This window comes from Pseudoxanthomonas sp. 22568 (assembly GCF_052044485.1).
GTDB lineage: Bacteria > Pseudomonadota > Gammaproteobacteria > Xanthomonadales > Xanthomonadaceae > Pseudoxanthomonas_A > Pseudoxanthomonas_A beigongshangi.
This window is the reverse complement of sequence record NZ_JBQENC010000010.1, coordinates 36,946-58,564: the sequence shown is the minus strand read 5'-3', so window position 1 is coordinate 58,564 and position 21,619 is coordinate 36,946. Positions and strand designations below refer to the sequence as shown.

Here is a 21,619-nt window from a genome sequence, read left to right as displayed (position 1 = left end):
GGAAGTACCTCACCCGTTCCAGTACTTAACCGGGCGCCCGATGCCGGGGCCGCAGTCGATGGTGTACTCGGCGATGTCCACGCCGTAGCGGGTCAGTTCCGCGTGCCAGGGGCCGGTGGGCGGCTTCCGCAACTCGACCAGCTTGCGGGAATCCAGATAGTCCAGTTCCCGACGCACCTCGAGCGGGGAGGCGTCTGGATAGACCGCCTGCGCCGTAGCTAGCAGCAGCACCTCGGCGGCGCCATAGGGCCGCGCGTTGTTGAGGGTGAGCAGCAGCAACCACCGCAAGTGCTCGCGGCGGATCTTCCCATTGTCAATTTCCATTTCTTGCCCCCTGGATCTGTACGAGTTCAACCTTGCCGAAGAGCGCATCGAGCTTCGCCTCGATCACACTTTGGCCGCGGATGTAGTCCTCGCGGCGCACGTACTTTTCGGCTAGCTCTGCCTTGTCGACGAGATACATGCGCTCGAAACGGCGCCATTCCCCGCTTTCCTTGGCAAGCTTTTCGCTCTCTTTTTCGAGCTTGCTGAACCGTTCATCCATGCGGCGATCGAACTGCATCAACAGGAGCTTGCCCAGCCCCGCGAATGCGCCTATCACCGAGAGGACGATGGTGATCAGGTGCCACAGTTCAAACGTGATTTTCATGGTCCACTCTTGCCGTCGCTTCCGTTGAGACGAACCCCGGCGGCATCGTCCGTCAGTTTCTTGACGCTTGCCCGGTCCACGTTGGCGCGGTCGTGCAGGCCGAACCACCGCTCCAGCCACAGCAGCGCGTCGAACGCGCAAACCGCTGGCGTCGCGTGCCGCAACAGGCAATTCCTGGGCGGCGGCGCCGGGCGCGGCAGGGGAGCGGTGGTTTCGGCCGGGACCGGTGCGTATGCCGTGACCGGGACTTCGACAACCTCAGTCCGGACCGGCGGGTTTTGCTTGGTCAGTCCATGCGTCTCCCCACAGGCGCTCAGCGAGAGCAGAACAAACAGGGAGAGTGCGCAGCACAGTGCAGTCTTCATCGGCCATAGCCTTCGTTCGGGTTTCTTCCTCGCGCGCCCTTGCGGCGCGCGTCAGTTCTTTGATGCGGGCATCGCGCGCACCGAGCTCGATGTCGGCGGCGCGCTGCTGGTCGGTTCGGCGCTGCCGCTCCGTCGCCAGCGTCGCGCGCAGAGAGAGCAATGCGGTCGCGTTGCCATCTGCCCGGTCCCTTTCCGCCCCGGCGATCGTGTTCGCGCTGTTGACCTTGGTCTGTAGCGCGTCGACCTGCTCCTTGTGGGCTTCCGCGTCCGCGCTATGGCCGGCCCAGTACCCGGCGCCGAACAGACCGCCGAGGACCAGCAGGATCCCTAGTACCTGGCCGGCGGGGTTCACGCCTGCGCTGCCTTATCCGCGCGTCGCAACCGCCACCATGCGTACAGGCTGGCGCCGACGCTGAGCAGAACCAGCACGCCGGCCGCCGCACGCACGCCGGGCGGGAGGCTGCCAGTGATCGCGGTGATCTGCCCGATGGACTGCAATGCGGGCAATGCCTGCTGGAAGCCCTCAACGATTGGCGGCAAGACCTGCGGCAGTTCCACCACAGCGGCGGCGGCGCCAGCGGTCAGGGCGGTGACGGTTGCGCGCGACGCGGCGGTCGGTGCAGGCACCAGCTTCTGCCCCGGCTTGACGACGCCTGCCAATCGCAGCCCTTCGTCGATGGTGTCGGCGCTGTAGGGCTGCTGTCCGTTTTCGTGCTGGATGATTGAGACCACCAGCGGCCGCAGGCGCCGATACTCGTGCAGGTTGATGAAGTCGTCGGGCTTCACGCCAATAGCATCGGCCACGGCGTTGACGTAGGCGCTGGTGTTGTTCTCGCCGGGCGGCGCCCAACGACTGATCACCTTCCGCACGGTGTTCAACCCGTGCTTGTCGAAGTAGGTGATCAGGGTGACGCACAGGGCGCGGATGCCCCACGCGGCGGAAGCGAACACCTCGAAGCGAGGTTCTTCGCGCTGCTTAGGCGTCATCTTCTCGCGCGGCATGCGCCCCTGCCATTTGTTCGCAGGGTTGCGATCGATGTTGCCCGGATTGTTGTTGCGGATTCCACGGGATTGCATGGCCGTCTCCAGTTAGAAGGCGGCCGGCGATCCAGACGAGGGGAATGGACCGCCGGCCTAGTCCGCCCCCCCGAGGGCGAACCAAATCGACGATCACAGTCTGGTGATCACCTCATGCGTTGTATTGGAAACGCGTTCCCAAGAATTCCACGCGCGCGCGCGGGACAGTGCGCCACCACCTTTCGGAGCGCATCAATGGGCAACGCCAGCAGCAAGGTAAGCGACGAAGACATCGACGACACGATCGTCGAGGAGTATTACCACGTGCCGCCGGGTTCGACGCTCACGATCTGCGTGCTCACCCTTCGCAACGGACATCGTGTTGTTGGGACCAGTGCGTGTATTGACCCCGCACGGTTCGACATCGGCTTAGGCCAGCACTATGCGCGCGTCAACGCGCGGCGGACCATCTGGGATCTGGAAGGCTATGCGCGGCGCGAGCAGCTGCGCGTGGCGGCTCAGCGGGATGCGGCGACCTGAGTCCAACCGGCAGCGGCGCCCTGCGCCATCGTGGCCGCCTCCTCGTGAGTGCGGCCATTCGCACGGAACGCTGCATATGCGGCCAGCAGCGACGTCAGCGCTTCACCATTGGCCGTGTCCGGCGCCTTCGCATCGAACGCGAAACCGAGGATCCCGAGCGCGTCGGCTTCGATGCCGGCCTCGCGCAACGCCTTGGTCGTGGCCCACAGTTGATCCGCGACCAGATCTGACGGCACGCCGTAGCGCTTCGCCAGCGTTTCGACTCCGGCCGTCGCGGCAACTGCATCCGCACTGTCTGCTGCTGCCGGCTGCTCGGTGTTCAAGAGCACCAGCTTTTGACCGACCGTCATCGCATCAGGATCCATCGCGGTTGAGTTCTCCGCGCCACAGCCGGCCAGCGCGAACAGCGCGGCGAGCGCGATCACTTTCATTCCCTTCATGGCTTGCTCCGTTTCTTGCTCTTCGGCGGCGGATTCTGTTCCGCCAGCAGCTGGTCGATCGTGGACTTGAGAAGTTCCGCGCTACCGAACGCGGCGCCGACGAGGACATCGCGGACGAATTCCTGATAGCGCGGTTCGAGATCGAATGTGGACGCCTTCGCGGAAGCCTCTCGCATGGCGATCACGCGCCGGTCGAACTCCTGCTCCTGCGGGGTCTGAAAGACCGGCCCGACCCCGGTGGCGAGGAAGTCCCCCCGGACGTGGAGTTTTTCCACCAGGGCGCGGGTTTCGTCCGGGGACAGCTTTTTGACCCGGCCGCTGGTCAGGCTCTTCACCCGATCGATAGACACACCAAGGGTTTCGGCCAGTTCGCGCTGGCTCAGACCCCGGTCCGCCATGACCCTTTTGACGAGTGAAGAAACCACACCAACCCTCTTGTCAGGTGTAAAAATTACACTTATCCTTTGTTCCGGCTTTGACGAAATCCGTCATCCAAACCGGAAACAAGAATCGAAGGATACACCGCGAATGGCCCATCCAACCCCCGGACCTGATCTCGTCAACAAGGTGAAGGCCGGCTTCATCCTCCAGGGCACCACGTTGACCCAGTGGTGCCGCGAGAACGGCACCAATATCTCGAACGCCCGCAATGCGCTGTTCGGTACATGGAACGGCCCGAAGGGCAAGGCAATGCGCCTGCGCGTCGTCAAGGCCGCGAAGATCGTCGAGGCCCGCGCATGAGCGACAACGCCAAGCAGCCGGTGCGCCGCGCGCTCCGGATCCTGTTCGTGCTGCAAGGGCACAGCTTCGAGGGCTTGCGCCTCAAGCAGGTCGCCGACGCCGTGCGCGCCACCCCGAGCACCGTACTGCGCGACCTCGAAGTCCTGCTCGACGAGGGCATCGTCGAACGCATCCCCGGCCGCGACGAGTACTGGCGCCTGTCGCCACGGCTCGTGCAGATCGCCGTCGCCCACCAAGAAGAAACGCGCCGCCTCCAGCAACGCCTGGAGGAGTTCAACCAGCGCTACACCCGCCAACCGTCCTGACGAGGAAACGCAATGTCACAGAGAAAATCCCCCGGCCGTAATGCTGTCGCCCCAGCCGAAACCGTTGGCGCCGAGTTCATCGGCAAGGCCACCGACGCGGATGCGGCGGCAGAGGCCGCGCTCCACCAGCGGCAGATGCAACTGGTTGAGCAGTTCGGCGACAGCCTGCCGTGGCACCCCGACCACTACGAGGCCGCCATCCGGAACGAACTGCGGCGCGGCTGCGAGGCGTTCCTGCGCGCGGGCCGCTACATGACCGTCGCCCGCGAGTGTGCTGCCCACGGCGAATGGTCCGGCATGCTCCAGCGCCTGGGCATCAGCCAGCCGCAGGCGTACCGAATGATCGAGGCGGCCCGGCGGGTATCGGCCATCCCGAATCATTCGCGCGCGAATGATTTGGTCGAGGCGGCCGGCAACCAGACCAAGCTGATCGAGCTCCTTTCCCTGCCGGAGGACCAGTTCACCGAACTGGCCGTGACCGGCGAAACCGGCGGCCTCGCGCTGGACGCCATCGAGCACATGACGCGCGACGAACTGCGCGCCGCTCTCCGTGAAACCCGCGCCGATGTTGAGGCCAAGGACGAGCGCATCGCCAAGCTGAGCGAAGACCTCAACAAGGAGCACGAGAAGCTCGCCAAGGCGCAACGCAAGTGGAAGTCCGCGTCGCCTGATGAACGACAGCTGACCTTGGAGCACGCGGTCACCGATGCAGAGGCGGCCGTCATCGCCGACCTGGGCAATGAAAAGTCCGGGCTGCGCGCCGCCGTCCTCGCGCTGGCCGAGCACTGCGCGGCCAACGAACTCGATTGCGCCGAATTCCTGGGCGACGTGTTCGGGCGCATCTTGAACCGCGTCCGCACCGTGCGCGACGACGAGGACATCGCCGCCGCCGTCGAAATCCCTGTCGTGGCTGACGGGGACCAGTAAGCATGTCCGCCGACGTACTCATCCGGAATGCCGCCAGCGAACTGCTGTCGGCGCCGCACGGCAGTAAGGGCCGCATTGCGGCCCAGCTGGCCGAGCAGATGGGATGCTCGGTCCAGACCGCTTACCGCCGCCTGAGCGAAGTCATGGCGGTGGCGAAGCCGCGCAAGCGCCGGTCCGATGCCGGCGACATGGCGTTGACACGCGAGGAAGCCTGCGCCATTGCGGCGCTCGTGGAGGAGACGCGACGCCAGAACGGACGCGGCACGCTACCGATCGAGGAAGCGGTCAACATCCTGCGCAGCAACGACCGCATCGAAGCCGCACGCGTGGACAAGACGACCGGCGAATGGCGCGAACTCAGTACGTCCGCCATCTGCCGCGCGATTCGCGCCTACGGCTTCCACCCCGACCAACTGTCGGCGCCCACACCGGCCGCCCGCCTGTCCAGCCCGCATCCCAATCACCTATGGCAGACCGACGCCTCAGTGAGCCGCCAGTTCTACCTGGGCGACTCGGGCATGGAGGTAATGCTGAAACGCGAGTTCTACCGGGGCAAGCCGCAGAACTTCCAGCGCATCGCCGACCGGCGCTTGTGGCGCTACGTCACCACTGACCACGCCAGCGGCGCCATCGAGGTGCTCTATGTGCAGGGCGCCGAGAGCAGCGCCAACCTGCTCACCGCACTGATCCACGCGATGACGCACCGCGCCGACGGAACGATGCACGGGATCCCGAAGTACCTGATGGTGGACCCCGGCAGCGCGATGACCGCCGCCACGACGCGGAACTTCCTCGCGGCTACTGGCATCGAGCTCATCATCAACGAAGTCGGCAACGCCCGCGCGAAGGGCCAGGTCGAGAACGCGCACTACATCGTCGAAACCCATTTCGAGGCTGCGCTCAAGTTGAGAGAGGCGGTCACCAGCCTGGAAGAAATCAACCGGCTGGCACAGCAATGGTCGCGCGCCTACAACGCCACCCGCATGCATAGCCGCACCGGCATGACGCGGCGCGATGGCTGGCTGCGCATCACGCCGCAGCAGCTGGTCGTGGCACCCGCCATCGACGTGCTCCGTCAGTTGGCGACCTCGGCACCGAAGCCCTGCACGGTACGCGATTGCATGATTCGGTTCCGTGGCGGCGTGTACGACGTGCGCGGGATTCCGGGCCTCATAAACGGGCAGCGCGTGCCAGTCGTGGTCAATGCGCTGGATGCCGAGGGCAGCGTGCGGGTGCTGATGCCCGGCGAGCAGGACAACAAGCCCATTCACTACGTCGCACCGCTGCTCAATCGCGACGAGTGGGGTTTCCTGTCCACCGCCGCACAGGTCGGCACCGAGTACAAGGCCGCGCCGGAAACGCCCGCAGACGCCGCGCGGAAGGAACTGGACCGGGTTGCGATGGAAGTGCGCACGGACGCGGAAGCCGCGGCCGCCCGCAAGGCCAAGCGCCTGCCGTTCGGCGGCAAGGTCGACCCGATGAAGCACTACCGCGAGGCCAACGTGCCCGACAGCCTGCCGCGCGCCGGCACCGCGTCGGACATCGCGGCCCCCGCCATCGCGGCAAAGCGCATCGAACCCGAGCCCGTTCGTGCCGAACTGGAAGCGCTGAATCACGTCGAGGCGGCAATGCGGTTGAAGTCGCTCGTCGAGCGTGCAGGCGTTGCCTGGACGCCGGATATGTACGCCCGTACCGCGCAGCGCTGGCCTGACGGCGTGCCCGTGGATTCGGTCGAGTCCTGGGCGGTCGAACTGGCAACGCCGCAGCGCAGTGGCCTGCGCGTGATTGAAGGAGGCGCCGCGTGACCTTGCGCCTGAAATCCATCCTTGAAGGCGCCGGCATCAAGCAGGGCGCGCTGGCCGGCGCCATCGGCCTCAGCCGGCAGGCGTTGAACGGCCTCATCAACCAGGACTACCTGCCGCGCAGCGCTGACCGCGCGGCGGTCGAAACCGGCATCACGCGCTACCTGCGCGAGCACGCTCCCGGCCCGGCCTGGGCCGAATGGTCACAACAAGAAGCGCCGCGCGATGAAGCGGCAACCGATGGTCCCACTGAAACCCCCGAAGAAGTAGCAACCCAAGACGAGGAGAAAGTCATGCTTTTGCGCAAGGTCAACATCACCCCGCAGGCCCGCCGCCATTTCAGTATCGTCGGCGATCCGTTCGCGGACCCGACCAGCACCGATCAGGTTTTCCTCAATCACGACTACCGCTACGTGCGCGAGTCCATGTATCAGGTCGCGCGCAACGGCGGATTCCTGGGCGTGTACGCCGAATCCGGCGCCGGCAAGTCCACGATGGTCGAAGAGCTCATCGACCGGATCCAGCGCGAGGAGAAGTCGATCGTCGTGATTCGCCCCTACGTGCTGGCGATGGAGGGTGACGACAAGCAGGGCAAGACGCTCAAGGCCCAGCACATTGCGGAAGCGATCATGTCGGAAGTCGCGCCGCTGGCAAAGACCAAGAGCAGCCCGGAGGCACGGTTCCGCCAGATGCACCAAGCGCTCCGGGACAGCGCCGTCGCTGGTCATGCGCATGTGCTCATCATCGACGAAGCGCACGCGCTGCCGCTGGCGACCCTTCGCCACCTCAAGCGGTTCCGGGAACTGAAAGACGGTCTGCGCCCGCTGCTGTCGATCGTGCTGGTCGGACAACGCGAATTGAAAGACAAGCTGTCCGAGCACAATCCGGAGGTGCGTGAAGTAGTCCAGCGCATCGAACTGCTGAACCTGCCGCCGCTCGGTAACGATGTCGGCGAGTACCTGAGCCAGCGGTTCCAGCGCGTGAACATGCCGCTCAACAAGGTACTCGCCGACGACGCCCTGACGGCGCTGCGCGCCAAGCTGACGCCGACGCGGAACGAGGGTTCGCTGCTCTATCCGCTGGCGATTCACAACGCGGTGGCCGCCGCCATGAATCGCGCCGCCGACCTGGGCGTGCCGCTGGTGACCGGCGATGTCATCCGGGGCTCCTGATATGGCGACCACGCAAGCCGACCGCAGTCGATTGGAGGGCCGCGTGTGGGCGCGCCTGCACGAGGCCGAGCTCTCGATGCGCGAAGTCACCGTGATGCACCGAGACATTTTCCACCGCGCCGGTATCGAGTGGCGCGACGGCCAGTCGATGGAGGAACTCATTTCCTCCGTCTCCGATGACCAGCTGCGCCGCCTCGTGGCGGAGCTCCCCAACGACGACGAGGAGGAGGACTGATGCAGCAATTTCCCCTGCTACCGCGAGAACTGACACCCGAATCGGTCCTGTGCGCGTTGCAGGGGCGCCGGGGCGCCGCCAACGGCGCCACCGCCCGCGACCTTGTTTTCATCATCACCGGCAAGGTCAGCGGTGCGGAGGAGCGGCGGCTCCGGCAGATCATCGAAAAGCTGCGCTGCGATGGCCACCCGATTTGCGCGCACCCCGCGCTCGGCTATCACTTCGCCGCCACGGCCAGCGAGCTCGAAGCGACGTGCATGTTTCTGACGCGCCGCATGGTCACCACCGGCCGGCAGGTTGCCGCGATGAATCGCGTTGCGATGCCGGACTTCTACGGACAACTCGGGCTCCCGCAGCCCACCGACGACGAGGAAATCGAACAATGAACGCTGTCCCCGCAGCAAGCTCCCCGGCTTCGCGCGTGTGCCAATCGACGCTCCTGGCGGATGCGTCCAACGTGGCTGCGATGCTGGAAAAGGAAGGCACCACCATCTTCTCGACCTTCAACAACGGCCGCACGATGGTTTTCATCATCGACCAGCCGCCTGCGTTCGTGCGCGGCGGAATGAAGTGGCGCGTTCCGAACGGCAACGGTTACGACCGCGTCATGGCGGCGCCGTTTCACGGCATGCAACTGGAGTGGCGCACCGCCGAGAGCGCGGAAGAATCCGGGGTGCTGCTGTCGTGAGCACCTACCACCTGAGCACAGAAAACGAGTTCATCGTGCGCCGGATCCTGCAATCCAGCGCGCAGCCGATGGCCGCCCGCGACTTGGTGAAGCGCCTGCACGGCTGCGGCATCTATCCGTCGTATGCCTACCACGTCATCAGCGCCGGCTTTCGCCTGGGCTTTCTCGTGCGGCACGGCGTCGCGGGGAACTACAGCTACAGCCTCAATCCCGATTACGTGCGCGGAGCGCAGACCTACGTCGAGCCACACGCCAAAGTCCAGCGCAGCAAGCCGGTTCCGGCAGCGACGTGGCCTGCGTTCACCAGCGGCCCACTGGTGCCGGCGCTGGGCCTGCCTTTCACGTCGCAGGAAGAAGCCGAGGGCGAACTGCCGCCGTGCGTAGGCGCGCGGCTGGTGACTGACCTGCGCGTCCAGTTCGACCGGGTTTTCGGATCCGCCGAGTGACCATCCAGCCGGCGGCAAACGGCGCCCATTTCCAATCACTGCAAGGAAACACCATGAACACCGAAACCATCCCCGCCGGCTACCGCAAAGACGCCAAGGGGCGCCTCGTTCCCGAAGCGCAGATCCGCGAAATCGACCTGATGCGCGACAAGATGGTCATGGAGATCGTCGCCAAGGCGCGCGAACTGAGCGCGCTGCTCAGCGCCTTCCGCCTCGGCACGCTCGATGACATCGCCGCCTTCGTGTCGCTGAGCGCCGAGCAGTACAAGGTCGCCCTGGGCGGCAAGAAGGGCAATGTACAGCTGCTCAGCTACGACGGGCAGTTCAAGGTGCTGCGCGCCATCGCCGACCGCATCACGTTCGACGAACGCATCCAGGCGGCCAAGGCGCTGATCGACGAGTGCCTGACCGAATGGACCGAAGGTGCCGCTAGCGAACTTCGCCTCATCGTCCAGGACGCTTTCGACGTGGACAAGCAGGGCAATATCAGCACCGGGAAGATCCTCGAACTGCGCCGGTACAAGATCGACGACGCCCGGTGGAAGCGCGCCATGACCGCGATCGCCGAAGGGTTACAGGTTGTCTCGACGAAGCCCTACATTCGGATCTACGAGCTCAACCAGCGGACCGGCAAGTACGAGCCGCTTGTTCTCGACGTGGCGGGGGTCTGACGTGAAGGCCCTCCCCGAGAGCAAGGAAGTCCTGCAACTGGCCGTCGCTATCGCCGACGACGCCGCGCGCTTCGACATCGAAATGAACTCCCGCCGTGTGACCACGGACGAGGGCGACGTGGCCTACGACATCGACGCCGCCGAACCCCACGCGGAACAGTCCGAGGAAGACCGCGCGAGGACCGTGCGCACGGCGCAGCGCGCCGCGCTCTACATCATCCTGCGCGGCGAGGACTACCCGGCGCGTATGCGGCAGGTTCCCGGCACCCGTGGCCGCTTTGTCGTCTTCTCCGAGCGGGAGGGCTGAGGCATGGCCTGCGACTGCTTGAAGACCGTCGACCAGAGGATGCTTGATGCCGGGCACAACTGCGCCATCGCCCGCAGCTACGTCTTCGACGGCCCGAAGACGGGCGTCTATCCGACCATCACGACGAAGCTGATCGAGAAGAAGCGCGGGGAAAAGCCGCTTGCGCTGATTCCGACGTTCTGCCCGTTCTGCGGCAAGCGCTACGCCGACGAGCCGTCGGCCGCCGTGGGTAGTGAGGAGGCCAGCGATGAAGGGTAAGCGCGCATCGCGTCCGGCTGTGCTGGAGGGCTGCGTGCGCTTCTCCGGCGGCACCTACATCGCCCGCGCCCTGGGCAAGCAGGCCACGAGCACGGCGAGCGGAGCGGCGGCCGTGGGCGCGCTGGCGCGCAAGCTGGGCTATGGCCCTGATCTCGACGTACAGCTGGGGGAGAAGTCCGATCATCAGGCGTTCTGTTTCGAGGTGCGGACGCTGGTGTTGCCGGCCGCCACGAAGGCCGCGAAAAGGGCCATCGAATGGATCGACACGGCGCGGGACGACGTTCTGCGCGGCGACCGTCTGGACGCTATCGATTCGCTGAGCATGGCTATCAAGGAGCTCCAGAAGTCGCGCCTGATCACCATGCACGAATCGCGCCGCGCCATCCGCAAGGAGGCCCAGCGATGATCGCTTTCTGCTGGGTCAACGGGCAGATCGAGTTCGGCCGCCGCCTGCCCACGGGCGCCATTGAGGTCGCACGCGGCGGGCAGGACGTGCTCGAGCCCGCCGTGCGCGTGCTGGCGCGGCAGGGCTACGACGGCAAGACCCTATTCGTCCCCGGCATCCCGGAAGCGCAGTCCGAAAAAGAGCGCCTCGACGCGCTGCTGGCATGGATGCGCTGGGCCGCGCAGACGAAGGCCGCGCGCCGGATCCATTTCAATGCCCTGGGCGCGCAGCGCGATAGCGAGGACTGACGATGTTCTTCCGTGCCCTGACCATGCTGCGCTTCCCGCCGACGCTGGACTTGAGCCAGCTCGACGCGCTGCTGGAAGAATTCCGGCTTAAGCCGATTGGCGCCCTGGAATTAAGTGCGCACGGTTTCGTGTCGCCGTTCGGCAAAGGCGAGCAAGCCCTCTCTCACCGCATCGGCAATGCCATCTGGCTGACGGTGGGCGGCGAGCAAAAGCTGCTGCCGCCCGCCACGGTCAACCAAGCCCTCGAGGAGCGTCTAGAATCCATCTATGCAAAGGAAGGCAGGCGCCCCGGTGGCCGCGCACGCCAGCGGCTACGGGATGACATCGTGATGGAGCTATTGCCGCGTGCGCTGACCAAGCCGCACCGCACCGACCTGCTTATCGACTTGCAGGACGGCTTTATTGCCGTGGATACCAGCAGCCGGAAAACCGCCGAGGGCGTGGCGTCGGAGATTCGCCGCGCCCTGGGCAGCTTCCCGGCGGTCCACCTGAACGCCGAAGTCTCACCCCGCGCCGTGATGACGGGGTGGGTTGCCGGCGAACCGCTCCCGAAAGGACTCTCCCTCGGCGAGGACTGCCGGCTTGAGGATGCGATGGACGGCGGGTCCAAGGTGGCCTGTTACCGCATCGACTTGCAGAGCGAGGAGATCGCCGAGCACCTGCGCGCGGGCCGACAGGTCACCCGCGTCGCGCTGGTGCTGGACGACCATTTGTCCTTCGACCTGGACGAAACCCTGATCGTCCACAAGCTGAAATTTCTAGACGGCGCCATCGACGCGCTGTCGAACATCGAGCGCGAAGACCTCCGCGCTGAACTGGATGCGCGCTTCGCGCTGCTGGCCGGTGAAGTGAGCCGGCTGTTCCGGGTGCTGGAAGGCGCCCTTCATCTGACGAAAGGAGATATCGCATGAGCACGGCCCCGACCAAGCTCGATCAACTTCCCACCGAGTGGGTGGCACTGGCGAAGAGATACGCCAATTCCGCCGTGGAGTTCGACCACGGCAAGGCAACCGCGTTCCAAGCCTGCGCCAGCGCCCTCAAGCGCTCGCTCAACGTCGTGGCGGCGCCAGAGGCGACCCCGGCTCGTGCATGGATTGTGGAGGGCTTGAAGCGCTCATTCTTCACCCGCTCCCTCAAGCCCTTCCGCAAGGTGGTGCTGGACTATCCGGCCGACGCCGAAGCTAAGGGCTATCTCATCACGCCGTTGTACGCCGATGCGGCGCCGGGCCAAGCCCGGCCGCCCGTGGCGACCGAGATTGCCGTATGAGCAGCCGCCGCGCCCAAGACGCCGCCCAGCTGCGTAAGCGCGTCCTGGGCGCGATCCACGCCATGCGCCGCGAGCTCGAAGTGAAGCAGGGCATGGTCGAAGATTCCTACCGCGACCTGGTCCAGCGCGTGAGCGCCGAGCATGGCCCGGCGCAGCGTAGCGCCGGGGACTGCAACCGCGCCCAGTTGAACGCGATCGCCAACGAAATGCGCCGCCTGCTCGGACAACCCATCCAGGCGGCCGAGAGAGCCAAGCAGTGGGCCGGGCGTCCGAAGGGCGCCCTGTCCCCGCAGATGGCGAAGATCGAGGCCCTGCTGGCCGACGCCGGCAGGGAATGGGCCTACGCCCACAGCCTCGCCGAGCGCATCTGCAAAGTTCCCCGTGTCGAGTGGTGCAACCACGACCAGCTGAGCAAGCTGATCGCCGCCCTCCAGATCGACGCGGACCGCCGCAGCAAGAGGAGCACCCCGTGAATATCGAGCCCTTCCTTTCCGCTCTGGCCGTGGCCGGCTTGTCCTTCGGCTTCGGCTTCGTCCTCGGCGCAGCCCGCAGCCGGGCGGCCGGCCGTGCCGAGCCGGCGTCGGTGGAACTCCGGTCCGGGACGCTTCCGGTCCGGCCGCTGACCCGTCTCCCGGACGCTCAGCAGGCGGTGCGGGAATGACCGCCGCCCACGGCTCCAGCCACCCGAGGGCGGCGTCGGCGACGGCGCGGGATGGCGCCGCGACGACGATGGCGGCCCGCCGGGAGGAATTCCTTGAGGACTTGGCCGGGTACGTTCGGCAAACCCTCGCCGAGCACGGCATCGACGCCGGGCTGGCTGAGCAGTGCGGGGCGTCGGTGGCGGACGAGGTAGCCGAAGCCCACGGCGGGCAGGACGTGTACGTGCCCCGCAATCACGCGTTCCGGCTGGTGGAACGCGACCGCAAGATTCTGGAAGAGCACCGGGCCGGCGTCCCCCTGGGCGAACTCCGGCGCCGCCACGGCATGACCGAGAAGGGGCTCCGCAAGCTCCTGCGCCGGGCCAACGCCCGCGACCCGCACCTGAATCAGATTCCCCTGTTCGGCGGCTGACCGCCGCCGCCGGGCCGGGTAAACTGGCGGCCCGCGCGACGATTCCGGCCGGCCGCCTCAATTGCATCCCCTGCAACGCTATTGCAACGGCCTCCGAAATCTTCCGGCTTCATCCGGGTTCTTCCGGCCAGTTATCTCAGGTTTCCCCCCGATATATCTCACCCCGGAACAGCCGGAGCGGCGCCAGGAAGGCGGCGGCGCGGGCCGGAGCGGTTTCGGCGGCATCGGTACGGGCCAGCTCGGTGACCAGCGCGCTGCCCACCACCACTCCGTCGGCGTCCACCGCCATCGCACGGGCGCTGGCGGCGTCCCGGATGCCAAAGCCGGCGGCGACCGGCGCCTTGGCCAGGGAACGGATGCGGCGCAGCCGGTCGCCCGCGGCGCGCGTATCCAGCCGCTCGGACGCCCCGGTGACGCCGGCGAAGCTGACGTAGTACAGGTAGCCCTGGGCTTCGTCGCAGAGCATGGCCATGCGCTCGTCGGAGGTGGTCGGCGAAGCGAGCATGATCAGGGCCAGACCGTGCCGGTTGAAGGCGGCGCGGGTTTCGTCGGCCTCTTCCGGCGGCAGGTCCACCAGCAGCACGCCGTCCACCCCGGCCTGCACGGCCGCTTCCGCGAACCGCGCCGTGCCGTGGATCTCGACCGGGTTCAGGTACCCCATCAGCACGATGGGAGTGGCCGTGTCCTGGTTGCGGAACGCCGCCACGGCATCGAGCACGTAGCGCAGGCCGGCGCCACGCGCGAGCGCGCGCTCGGAGCTGCGCTGGATGGTCGGGCCATCGGCCATGGGGTCGGAGAACGGGACGCCGAGTTCGATCACGTCGGCGCCCGCCTCCACCAGCGCATGCATCACCGGCACGGTGTCCTCCAGCGAAGGATCCCCGGCGGTGATGAACGGAATGAGCGCCTTGCGGCCGGCGGCGCGCAATTCCGAAAAGCGCTGGTCGAATCGGCTCATTCCGGCTTGGTTTCCTGGTTGTCCGTCGAGCCGGCCTGTGCATCGTTGAAGGCGGCGTATTCGGCGGCCAGTTCCGATTCGCCGACGTTCAGGCCGCGCTCGGCACCCAGCGCGTCCAGGTGCTCGTTGAGCATCCGCCGGTACATGTTGGTCATGTAGTCGAGGAAATCCTTGCGCGAAGCCGCGGCGTCACCTTCGAAGGACAGGTAGACGTGCGAGTTGAAACGCGCGGCGGCATACAGCGAGGCAACGCTGATGCGCTTGAGGCCCTGCTGCTTGGCCTGGCGGTTGGTCAGTTCCAGGTATTCGTTGACGCAGGTGAAGAAGGCCGGATCGAGCTGGTTCGGATTCTGGCTGGCCTGCGGATCGTTCTGCTGTTCGGTCATTGCACTGCCTTAGAAATGGAGGTTCTCGCGCGCGGCGATGGTATGCACGTCCTTGTCGCCCCGTCCGGACAGGTTGCACAGGACCAGGGCGTCGCGCGGCAGATCCCGGGCGAGCTTGATGGCCTGGGCCACGGCGTGGCTGGACTCGAGCGCCGCAAGGATACCCTCGGTGCGGGCCAGTTGGTGGAAGGCGGCCAGCGCCTCTTCGTCGGTCACGCCGACATACTGCGCACGGCCGGTGTCGGCCAGGAAAGCGTGTTCCGGGCCGACGCCCGGGTAGTCGAGCCCGGCGGAAACCGAATGGGTCTCGATGATTTGGCCGTCGTCGTCGCACAGCACGTAGGTGCGGTTGCCGTGCAGCACGCCGGGCCGGCCAGCGGCAATCGAAGCGGCGTGACGGCCGCTGTCGATGCCGTCGCCGGCCGCCTCGGCACCGACGATCTTCACGTCCGCATCGTTGAGGAAGGCGTGGAACAGGCCGATGGCGTTGCTGCCGCCACCGACGCAAGCGGTGATCACGTCGGGCAGCCGGCCGTAGTCCTCCAGCATCTGCGCGCGTGCCTCGCGCCCGACCACGGCGTTGAAGTCGCGGACCATGCGCGGATACGGATCCGGGCCGGCCACGGTACCGATGATGTAGAAGGTGTCGTGCACGTTGGTCACCCAGTCGCGCATCGCTTCGTTCAAGGCATCCTTCAGGGTCGCCGAGCCGGACGTCACCGGCACCACGGTCGCGCCCAGCAGCTTCATCCGGTAGACGTTGATCTTCTGGCGTTCGATATCGGTGGCGCCCATGTAGACCACGCATTCCAGGCCCAGCCGGGCGGCCACGGTGGCACTGGCCACGCCGTGCTGGCCGGCGCCGGTCTCGGCGATGATGCGCGGCTTGCCCATCCGGCTGGCCAGCAGGGCCTGGCCGATGGTGTTGTTGATCTTGTGCGCGCCGGTGTGGTTCAGGTCCTCGCGCTTGAGCAGGATGCGCGCGCCGCCGACTTCGCGCGACAGCCGGGTGGCTTCATAGATCGGGCTGGGACGGCCGACGTAGTGCTTCAGGTCGTGATCGAAGGCGGCCAGGAACGCCGGATCCTGGCGGGCCTGGTCGTACGCCGCCGCCAGTTCCTGCAACGGGCCGATCAGGGTCTCGGCGACGAAGCGGCCGCCGAACCGGCCGAAATGGCCGCGGGCGTCGGGGAAGGCGTGGAAGTCGGCGGGGCGGGATTCGGACATGGACAGCGGCGGCGCGAATGGGCGGATGCCGAGCATAACGCACACATCCCCCAGCAAGAATCGATGATTTCTGCATGATTCGTGAGATAAACTCACATGTCATGACCGCCCGCCTGCCTTCGCTCAACGCCCTGCGCGCCTTCGAGGCCGCGGCCCGGCTGGGCGGCGTCAGCCAGGCCGCGCGGGAACTGCATGTCACCCATGGCGCTGTCAGCCGCCAGATCCGGTTGCTGGAAGCGGAGCTGGGACTGGTGCTGTTCTCCCGCGAAGGACGTGGGCTGCGGCTCACCCCGGCGGGCCGGCAGTTGCAGGAAGCCGCCGCGGCCGCCTTCGCCCGGTTGCAGGACGCCACCGCTCGGCTGCGCCGCGATACGCCGTCGGCGCTGGTGCTGGGCTGTCCGGGCAGCCTGCTCGCGCGCTGGATGATTCCCCGCATGGAACGGCTCGGCCGGGACCTGCCCGGCCTGACCCTGCACCTGGCCGCGCAGGAAGACGGCTTCGACACGGAACTGACCGGACTGGACGCCGCCCTGCTGCTGGCCGAGCCGCCATGGCCGTCCGGCTGGCAGGTCCGCGAGCTGGCGCCGGAGCGGATCGGCCCGGTGGTGAGCCCGCGTCATCCCGCCAGTCACGATCCCCGCCGCCTGCTGGAAGAGCCGCTGCTGCATACTGCATCGCGCCCGCAGGCCTGGCCGGTCTGGGCCGCCCAGCACGGCATCGATCCCGACCGCCTGCGTTACGGCAGCGGATTCGAGCACCTCTACTACCTGCTGGAAGCCGCGCTTGCCGGAATGGGCGTGGCGATCGCCCCCGAGCCGCTGGTGGCCGCGGATCTGGCGGCCGGCCGCCTGCTCGCTCCCTGGGGATTCAGCGCGACCGGCGGTGCCTGGATTCTCGCCACCCGGCGTGGCCCGTTGGATCCGCGGGTGGAGCGGCTGGGCGACTGGCTCGAACGGGAACTCGGCGCCGACGCAATGGCTCCGGTCCCGAACTAGATCGGCTGCGCGCGCTGATCGGCGTAGCGGACCGCATCGACGAACTGGCGCATCTTCTCCGCATCCTTCACCCCGGGCGCGGATTCGATGCCGCTGGATACATCCACCCCCCAGGGGTGCGCGGTGCGGACCGCGACGGCCACGTTGTCCACGGACAGGCCGCCGGCCAGCAGATACGGCCGTTCGGTCGCCTGCGGCATTTGCTTCCAGTCGAAACGCTTGCCGCTGCCGCCCTGCTCGCCCGCGGCGTGGCCGTCGAACAGGAAGCCATGCGCGGAGGGATAACGCGCGATCGCGGTGAAGGCGCTCTCGCTGGCGCCGCCCATCGCGATGGCTTTCAGGAACGGCACGGCGAAGCCGGCGCAGAACGCATCCTCTTCGCCACCATGGAACTGCAGCAGATCCGGACGCACGTGCTCAATCACGCCTTCCACGTCATCGGCGCTGTTGTCCATCATCAGCGCCACCACCGCGATTTCCTCGGGCACCAGTTCGCGCAGCATGCGGGCCTGCCCGATCAGCAATCGGCGCGGGCTGCGCGGCGCGAACACCAGGCCGACGTAGTCCACGCCCAGTTCCACCGCGGCGCGCACGTCCTCGGCTCGGGTCAGTCCACAGAATTTGATGCGGGTGGGCATGAGGAATCGGGAATCGGGAATCGGGAATCGGGAATCGGGAATCAGGAATCGGGAATCGGGAATCGGGAATCGGGAATCGGGAATCGGGAATCGGGAAGAGCATCCGCGCCACCCTACCCTCCACGCAAGCGCCGGCGCGTGACGGCCAGGTGCGTGGGCCGCGGGTCAATCCGGCAGGGTCACTTCGGGCGGCAATCGCCAATGCGACGGATACAGCGGACTGACGAACACCAGGCCGTCGGGCGGCGCGGTCGGCCCGGCCACGGTGCGGTCGCGACCGGCGAGCAGCTCCGCGATCCAGCTTTCCGGTTTCTCGCCGCGCCCGACCACCAGCAGCGAACCGACGATGTTGCGCACCATGTGGTGCAGGAACGCGTTGGCCTGCACGTCGACCCGGACCTGTTCGCCTTCGCGCCGCACCGAAATCGCCTGCAGGTCGCGGAATGCGTGCGGCGACTGGCAATGCACGGTCCGGAACGCGTTGAAATCGTTCTCGCCGAGCAGCGCCTGCGCGGCGCGGTGCATCGCGTCCGCATCCAGCGGCATCCGCTCCCAGCTCAGCATGTGCCGTTCCAGCGCGGGGCGGACGATGCGGTTGACCAGGCGATAACGGTAGCGGCGCGCCCGCGCGGAAAAGCGCGCATTGAAGTCGTCCGGCATCGGCTGGCACCAGCGCACGCACACCGCGGGCGGAAGATTGGCGGTGGCACCCAGCACCCAGCTGCGGGGATCGCGCGGCGCATCGCTGTCGAAGTGGACGACCTGGCACTGCGCATGCACGCCCGCGTCGGTACGCCCCGCGCAGATCGTGTCGACCTGCGCGTTGGCCACCCGCGAGAGTGCGTTTTCCAGCACCGACTGCACGCTGGTCTCGTCCGGCGTACCGGACTTGCTCAGGCGCTGCCAGCCCTGGAAACCGCTGCCGTCGTATTCGACGCCCAGCGCGTACCGCATCAGCGACTCCTTGCCCGTGCCCGCATCAACCCAGATCGCGCAGCAGTTGCAGGGCTTCCTGACGCGCCGTTTCGTCGTTGCCGGCGGCCACTTCGTTCAGCAGATCGCGCGCGGTGACGGTGTCGCCCAGATCCAGGTACGCGACTGCCAGTTCCAGTCGTTCGCGGCCGGCCGGAGCCGGATTCAACGGCGCCACGCGGGCGACCGGATCCGCCGCCGGTTCGCCGCCGGAGTGCCAGGTCGGCGAATTCGGTTTGACCGGCGCGGCCGGCGTGACCGGGATCGCCGGTGCCACCGCCGGTGCGGGTTCGCGCGGCGCCTCGGGTGCCGGTGCTTCTTCCGCCTGCTCCGGGACCGCCGGCGCTGCCGTCGCCACTGGTGCTTCGAACAACGGTTTGCGCGAGGCGGGCTTCGGCGGCGAGGTGCGCTGGCGACGGCTGCTGATCAACCAGGCCAACGCGCCGACGATCAGCAGCGCCCAGCCAATCCACGCCCACAGCGGTGTTCCCTGCGATGCGCCCTGCGACGGGTCGTTGGACTGCGCCAGCCGTTGCTGGGCGGCGGCCAGATCGCTGTCCTTCATCGCGATCAGCTTGTCCTGCTGCTGCTTGAGCTTTTCCAGCTCGGCGACCTGCGCGCGCAGTTCCTGCACTTCGGATTCGCGGGCGGCCAGGTCTTCCTTGCTCTGTTGCAGTTGTTCGTTCGCCAGCATGTCGCCCTCGCCACCGGCTTCAACGCCGGATTGTGTTCCCGCCCGTGCCGCCGCGCCCGCCAGCGGCGGCGCGATTTCCAGGCGGGCTTCCGCCGTGCGCGACGGCGCTTCGGCCGCCGGTGATGCCGTGTTCGCCGCGATCGCCGCTGGTTGCGGAATCGGCCGGCGCGCCTGCCGCCATTCGTCGATCTGGTTGCGCACCAGCGCCGCGGCCTCGATCTGCCCCAGCCTGGCGACTTCCTCCGAGGCCGGAATGCGCAACACCGCGCCCTGTTTCAGACGGTTGATGTTGCCGCCGATGAACGCCTCGGGATTCGCCCGCAGCAGGGCGATCATGGTCTGGTCCAGGCTGCTTCCGCCGCCGATGTCGCGCGCGATCGCCGACAGGGTCTGGCCGCGTGCGACGGTCAGTTGATCGCCCGCCTGTGCGGCCGGTGCCGGTGCCGGCGGCACCGCCGCGGTTGCCCCGGCGGGAGCCGCGGTGGTCGGTGCCGGCGCCGGCGGCGCGTCGGCGGGCGGTGCGGGCTCGACCGCCGCGACCGGCGGTTCGGCCGGACGCACGATGGCATCCTCCGGCGCGGCCTGCGGGGCGTCGATGACCGGCTGGGCGGCGGCCGCGACCGCGCCCGGCGAGTCGACCATCGCCGAGTACTCGCGCACCAGCCGGCCCTGGCCCCAGTCCACTTCGACCAGGAAGTTGAGCACCGGCACGGTGACCGGCTCCTGCGTGGTGACCCGGATCACCGGGCGACCGGCCTCGTCCAGCGCCACCGCGAAATCGAGATTGCCGACCAGGCCGGTCGGCCTGGGCAGGCCGACCCGCTCGAAGGTGGTCGGGGAAGCGAGCTGGGCGCGCAATTGCTCCAGCTCGCCGGGTTCGGTGGAGATGATCGGGATCTCGGCCAGCAACGGCTGTCCGGGCGCGGATTTCACCCGGATCTCGCCCAGCCCCAGCGCCAGCGCCGAGCTGCTGATCAACAGCAGCGCCAGCGCGGCCAGGCCACGCCATCGGTATCCCGCCCTCGGCATCAAGCCGTCCCCTTTGCCACGATGGCGCCGACTATAACGGTTCAACCGTTTTTCGCCACCAGTTCCGCCAGCTGCACGGCGTTCAGGGCCGCGCCCTTGCGGATGTTGTCCGCGACGATCCACAGGTTCAGGCCGCGCGGATGCGACAGGTCCTCGCGGATGCGGCCGACATAGACCGGATCGGTGCCGGAGGCGTGCGTGACCGGGGTCGGATAGCCGCCGGGCGCGCGGTCGTCCACCACTTCTACGCCCGGGGCGTTCTCCAGCAGCGCACGGGCTTCCGCGGCGCTCAGCTTGACCCTGGTCTCGACGTTGACCGCCTCGGAGTGGCCGTAGAACACCGGCACCCGCACCGCGGTCGGATTCACCTGGATGCTGTCGTCGCCGAGGATCTTGCGGGTCTCCCAGACGAGCTTCATTTCCTCCTTGGTGAAGCCGTTGTCGAGGAATTCATCGATGTGCGGAATCAGGTTGAAGGCGATCTGGACCGGGAAGCGCTGCGGATCCGGATCCTGGAAGTTCAGCAGCGCGCCGGTCTGGCGGCCCAGTTCCTCCAGCGCCGAACGGCCACCGCCGGACACCGATTGGTAGGTCGCCACGTTGATGCGCTCGATGCCGGCCTTGCGGTGGATCGGCGCCAGCGCGACCAGCATCTGCATGGTCGAGCAGTTGGGATTGGCGATGATGCCGCGCGGACGGTTCTGCACCTGTTCCGGGTTGACCTCGCTGACCACCAGCGGCACGTCGTCGTCGTAGCGGAAGGCCGAGGAGTTGTCGATCACCACCGCGCCCGCGGCGGCGAACTTCGGCGCGTATTCCTTGGACACGCCGCCACCGGCGGAGAACAGGGCGATGTCGATGCCGGCCGGATCGAACGTGGCCAGATCCTGGATGGTGATCTTCTGGCCGTTGAACTCGACCTCGCCGCCGGCCGAACGCTCGGAGGCCAGCGCCACCAGCTTGCCGACGGGGAAATCGCGCTCGGCGAGGATGGACAGCATGGTTTCGCCGACGGCACCGGTGGCGCCCACGACGGCGACGTTGAAACTGCGGTTCTGATTGCTCATGGAATGGGATTCGCGAAAGTGATGAAGATAGGGATGCGGAAGACAGCGGACAGCAATGG

General features: G+C 67.2%; 35 protein-coding genes. 21 read left to right on the top strand and 14 right to left on the bottom strand.

Features of this window, described 5'->3' with window-relative positions; genetic code table 11:
• Window positions 1–9: 9 nt before the first annotated feature.
• From ACTJI2_RS13655 to ACTJI2_RS13635, 5 genes are all read right to left on the bottom strand, one after another.
• The gene (locus ACTJI2_RS13655; protein ID WP_440842455.1) at window positions 10–324 is read right to left on the bottom strand and encodes a hypothetical protein; all 315 of its coding nucleotides are present in this window, start codon (window positions 322–324) and stop codon (window positions 10–12) included.
• Complete coding sequence (locus ACTJI2_RS13650) at window positions 314–649, bottom strand: hypothetical protein (protein ID WP_440842454.1); 336 nt, start codon at window positions 647–649, stop codon at window positions 314–316. Before ACTJI2_RS13650 ends, ACTJI2_RS13655 begins: the two co-directional genes overlap by 11 nt.
• Window positions 646–813 carry a hypothetical protein gene (locus ACTJI2_RS13645; protein ID WP_440842453.1) on the bottom strand — a complete coding sequence of 56 codons (168 nt, stop codon included), beginning with the start codon at window positions 811–813 and terminating at the stop codon, window positions 646–648. Before ACTJI2_RS13645 ends, ACTJI2_RS13650 begins: the two co-directional genes overlap by 4 nt.
• A gap of 94 nt (window positions 814–907) precedes the next feature.
• Window positions 908–1,366, bottom strand: coding sequence for a hypothetical protein (locus tag ACTJI2_RS13640; RefSeq protein ID WP_440842452.1), 459 nt, complete (start codon window positions 1,364–1,366; stop codon window positions 908–910).
• Entirely contained in the window at window positions 1,363–2,091 is a 729-nt protein-coding gene (locus ACTJI2_RS13635; protein ID WP_440842451.1) for a hypothetical protein, read from the bottom strand. The genes ACTJI2_RS13640 and ACTJI2_RS13635 overlap by 4 nt, the downstream gene beginning before the upstream one ends.
• A gap of 195 nt (window positions 2,092–2,286) precedes the next feature.
• On the opposite strand from ACTJI2_RS13635, the gene ACTJI2_RS13630 reads away from it, so the two are divergent.
• Window positions 2,287–2,571 (top strand): Gp49 family protein, encoded by a 285-nt coding sequence (locus ACTJI2_RS13630; protein ID WP_440842450.1) that lies wholly within the window; start codon window positions 2,287–2,289, stop codon window positions 2,569–2,571.
• On the opposite strand, the gene ACTJI2_RS13625 is transcribed toward ACTJI2_RS13630, so the two are convergent.
• Both ACTJI2_RS13625 and ACTJI2_RS13620 read right to left on the bottom strand, forming a co-directional pair.
• A complete protein-coding gene (locus tag ACTJI2_RS13625) occupies window positions 2,550–3,011 on the bottom strand; it encodes a hypothetical protein (RefSeq protein WP_440842449.1) in 462 nt (153 codons plus the stop codon). The two genes, ACTJI2_RS13630 and ACTJI2_RS13625, sit on opposite strands and share 22 nt — an antisense overlap.
• On the bottom strand, window positions 3,008–3,436 hold the full coding sequence (locus tag ACTJI2_RS13620; protein ID WP_440842448.1) for a helix-turn-helix domain-containing protein: 429 nt from the start codon (window positions 3,434–3,436) through the stop codon (window positions 3,008–3,010). Before ACTJI2_RS13620 ends, ACTJI2_RS13625 begins: the two co-directional genes overlap by 4 nt.
• A 103-nt stretch (window positions 3,437–3,539) precedes the next feature.
• Here ACTJI2_RS13620 and ACTJI2_RS13615 point away from each other — a divergent pair, with 103 nt between their 5' ends.
• Genes ACTJI2_RS13615 through ACTJI2_RS13525 form a run of 19 tightly spaced genes read left to right on the top strand, consistent with a single transcriptional unit; the run spans window position 3,540 to window position 13,594 of the window.
• A complete protein-coding gene (locus ACTJI2_RS13615; protein ID WP_440842447.1) occupies window positions 3,540–3,752 on the top strand; it encodes a hypothetical protein in 213 nt (70 codons plus the stop codon).
• Window positions 3,749–4,057, top strand: coding sequence for a helix-turn-helix domain-containing protein (locus tag ACTJI2_RS13610; RefSeq protein WP_440842446.1), 309 nt, complete (start codon window positions 3,749–3,751; stop codon window positions 4,055–4,057). Before ACTJI2_RS13615 ends, ACTJI2_RS13610 begins: the two co-directional genes overlap by 4 nt.
• Window positions 4,058–4,069: 12 nt before the next feature.
• On the top strand, window positions 4,070–4,984 hold the full coding sequence (locus ACTJI2_RS13605; RefSeq protein WP_440842445.1) for a hypothetical protein: 915 nt from the start codon (window positions 4,070–4,072) through the stop codon (window positions 4,982–4,984).
• Window positions 4,985–4,986: 2 nt separating this feature from the next.
• Window positions 4,987–6,789, top strand: a complete 1,803-nt coding sequence (locus ACTJI2_RS13600) for a hypothetical protein (RefSeq protein ID WP_440842444.1) — start codon at window positions 4,987–4,989, stop codon at window positions 6,787–6,789.
• Entirely contained in the window at window positions 6,786–7,958 is a 1,173-nt protein-coding gene (locus tag ACTJI2_RS13595; RefSeq protein ID WP_440842443.1) for an AAA family ATPase, read from the top strand. Before ACTJI2_RS13600 ends, ACTJI2_RS13595 begins: the two co-directional genes overlap by 4 nt.
• 1 nt (window position 7,959) lies before the next feature.
• A complete protein-coding gene (locus tag ACTJI2_RS13590; RefSeq protein WP_440842442.1) occupies window positions 7,960–8,193 on the top strand; it encodes a hypothetical protein in 234 nt (77 codons plus the stop codon).
• On the top strand, window positions 8,193–8,579 hold the full coding sequence (locus tag ACTJI2_RS13585; RefSeq protein ID WP_440842441.1) for a hypothetical protein: 387 nt from the start codon (window positions 8,193–8,195) through the stop codon (window positions 8,577–8,579). The genes ACTJI2_RS13590 and ACTJI2_RS13585 overlap by 1 nt, the downstream gene beginning before the upstream one ends.
• Complete coding sequence (locus tag ACTJI2_RS13580) at window positions 8,576–8,881, top strand: hypothetical protein (RefSeq protein ID WP_440842440.1); 306 nt, start codon at window positions 8,576–8,578, stop codon at window positions 8,879–8,881. Before ACTJI2_RS13585 ends, ACTJI2_RS13580 begins: the two co-directional genes overlap by 4 nt.
• Window positions 8,878–9,327 (top strand): hypothetical protein, encoded by a 450-nt coding sequence (locus ACTJI2_RS13575; protein ID WP_440842439.1) that lies wholly within the window; start codon window positions 8,878–8,880, stop codon window positions 9,325–9,327. The genes ACTJI2_RS13580 and ACTJI2_RS13575 overlap by 4 nt, the downstream gene beginning before the upstream one ends.
• A gap of 53 nt (window positions 9,328–9,380) precedes the next feature.
• Window positions 9,381–9,998, top strand: a complete 618-nt coding sequence (locus ACTJI2_RS13570; RefSeq protein ID WP_440842438.1) for a DUF3164 family protein — start codon at window positions 9,381–9,383, stop codon at window positions 9,996–9,998.
• Window position 9,999: 1 nt separating this feature from the next.
• On the top strand, window positions 10,000–10,305 hold the full coding sequence (locus ACTJI2_RS13565; RefSeq protein WP_440842437.1) for a hypothetical protein: 306 nt from the start codon (window positions 10,000–10,002) through the stop codon (window positions 10,303–10,305).
• A gap of 3 nt (window positions 10,306–10,308) precedes the next feature.
• Window positions 10,309–10,563: a hypothetical protein gene (locus ACTJI2_RS13560; protein WP_440842436.1), complete on the top strand. Its 255-nt coding sequence runs from the start codon at window positions 10,309–10,311 to the stop codon at window positions 10,561–10,563.
• The gene (locus ACTJI2_RS13555) at window positions 10,553–10,969 is read left to right on the top strand and encodes a hypothetical protein (RefSeq protein ID WP_440842435.1); all 417 of its coding nucleotides are present in this window, start codon (window positions 10,553–10,555) and stop codon (window positions 10,967–10,969) included. The genes ACTJI2_RS13560 and ACTJI2_RS13555 overlap by 11 nt, the downstream gene beginning before the upstream one ends.
• A complete protein-coding gene (locus ACTJI2_RS13550) occupies window positions 10,966–11,256 on the top strand; it encodes a hypothetical protein (protein ID WP_440842434.1) in 291 nt (96 codons plus the stop codon). Before ACTJI2_RS13555 ends, ACTJI2_RS13550 begins: the two co-directional genes overlap by 4 nt.
• A gap of 2 nt (window positions 11,257–11,258) precedes the next feature.
• A complete protein-coding gene (locus ACTJI2_RS13545; RefSeq protein WP_440842433.1) occupies window positions 11,259–12,167 on the top strand; it encodes a recombination-associated protein RdgC in 909 nt (302 codons plus the stop codon).
• On the top strand, window positions 12,164–12,523 hold the full coding sequence (locus ACTJI2_RS13540) for a hypothetical protein (protein ID WP_440842432.1): 360 nt from the start codon (window positions 12,164–12,166) through the stop codon (window positions 12,521–12,523). Before ACTJI2_RS13545 ends, ACTJI2_RS13540 begins: the two co-directional genes overlap by 4 nt.
• Entirely contained in the window at window positions 12,520–12,996 is a 477-nt protein-coding gene (locus ACTJI2_RS13535; protein WP_440842430.1) for a phage protein GemA/Gp16 family protein, read from the top strand. Before ACTJI2_RS13540 ends, ACTJI2_RS13535 begins: the two co-directional genes overlap by 4 nt.
• Window positions 12,993–13,184 carry a hypothetical protein gene (locus tag ACTJI2_RS13530; protein WP_440842429.1) on the top strand — a complete coding sequence of 64 codons (192 nt, stop codon included), beginning with the start codon at window positions 12,993–12,995 and terminating at the stop codon, window positions 13,182–13,184. The genes ACTJI2_RS13535 and ACTJI2_RS13530 overlap by 4 nt, the downstream gene beginning before the upstream one ends.
• Window positions 13,181–13,594, top strand: a complete 414-nt coding sequence (locus tag ACTJI2_RS13525; RefSeq protein WP_440842428.1) for a Mor transcription activator family protein — start codon at window positions 13,181–13,183, stop codon at window positions 13,592–13,594. Before ACTJI2_RS13530 ends, ACTJI2_RS13525 begins: the two co-directional genes overlap by 4 nt.
• A 136-nt stretch (window positions 13,595–13,730) precedes the next feature.
• On the opposite strand, the gene trpA is transcribed toward ACTJI2_RS13525, so the two are convergent.
• The 3 genes from trpA to trpB are packed head-to-tail and all read right to left on the bottom strand — an operon-like array spanning window position 13,731 to window position 16,165.
• Window positions 13,731–14,552 carry a tryptophan synthase subunit alpha gene (trpA, locus tag ACTJI2_RS13520; protein ID WP_440842427.1) on the bottom strand — a complete coding sequence of 274 codons (822 nt, stop codon included), beginning with the start codon at window positions 14,550–14,552 and terminating at the stop codon, window positions 13,731–13,733.
• Window positions 14,549–14,938 (bottom strand): DUF3144 domain-containing protein, encoded by a 390-nt coding sequence (locus tag ACTJI2_RS13515; protein WP_192197618.1) that lies wholly within the window; start codon window positions 14,936–14,938, stop codon window positions 14,549–14,551. The genes trpA and ACTJI2_RS13515 overlap by 4 nt, the downstream gene beginning before the upstream one ends.
• A gap of 9 nt (window positions 14,939–14,947) precedes the next feature.
• Window positions 14,948–16,165 (bottom strand): tryptophan synthase subunit beta, encoded by a 1,218-nt coding sequence (trpB, locus tag ACTJI2_RS13510; protein ID WP_192197617.1) that lies wholly within the window; start codon window positions 16,163–16,165, stop codon window positions 14,948–14,950.
• A 101-nt stretch (window positions 16,166–16,266) separates the two neighbouring features.
• Here trpB and ACTJI2_RS13505 point away from each other — a divergent pair, with 101 nt between their 5' ends.
• The gene (locus ACTJI2_RS13505; protein WP_192197616.1) at window positions 16,267–17,160 is read left to right on the top strand and encodes a LysR family transcriptional regulator; all 894 of its coding nucleotides are present in this window, start codon (window positions 16,267–16,269) and stop codon (window positions 17,158–17,160) included.
• Here ACTJI2_RS13505 and ACTJI2_RS13500 read toward each other — a convergent pair.
• From ACTJI2_RS13500 to ACTJI2_RS13485, 4 genes are all read right to left on the bottom strand, one after another.
• Window positions 17,157–17,798 carry a phosphoribosylanthranilate isomerase gene (locus ACTJI2_RS13500; protein ID WP_183642388.1) on the bottom strand — a complete coding sequence of 214 codons (642 nt, stop codon included), beginning with the start codon at window positions 17,796–17,798 and terminating at the stop codon, window positions 17,157–17,159. The two genes, ACTJI2_RS13505 and ACTJI2_RS13500, sit on opposite strands and share 4 nt — an antisense overlap.
• A 165-nt stretch (window positions 17,799–17,963) precedes the next feature.
• Window positions 17,964–18,752, bottom strand: a complete 789-nt coding sequence (truA, locus tag ACTJI2_RS13495) for a tRNA pseudouridine(38-40) synthase TruA (RefSeq protein ID WP_183642391.1) — start codon at window positions 18,750–18,752, stop codon at window positions 17,964–17,966.
• Window positions 18,753–18,777: 25 nt separating this feature from the next.
• A complete protein-coding gene (locus ACTJI2_RS13490; protein WP_318288837.1) occupies window positions 18,778–20,493 on the bottom strand; it encodes a type IV pilus assembly protein FimV in 1,716 nt (571 codons plus the stop codon).
• A gap of 41 nt (window positions 20,494–20,534) precedes the next feature.
• Entirely contained in the window at window positions 20,535–21,560 is a 1,026-nt protein-coding gene (locus ACTJI2_RS13485) for an aspartate-semialdehyde dehydrogenase (protein WP_183642397.1), read from the bottom strand.
• Window positions 21,561–21,619: the final 59 nt, after the last annotated feature.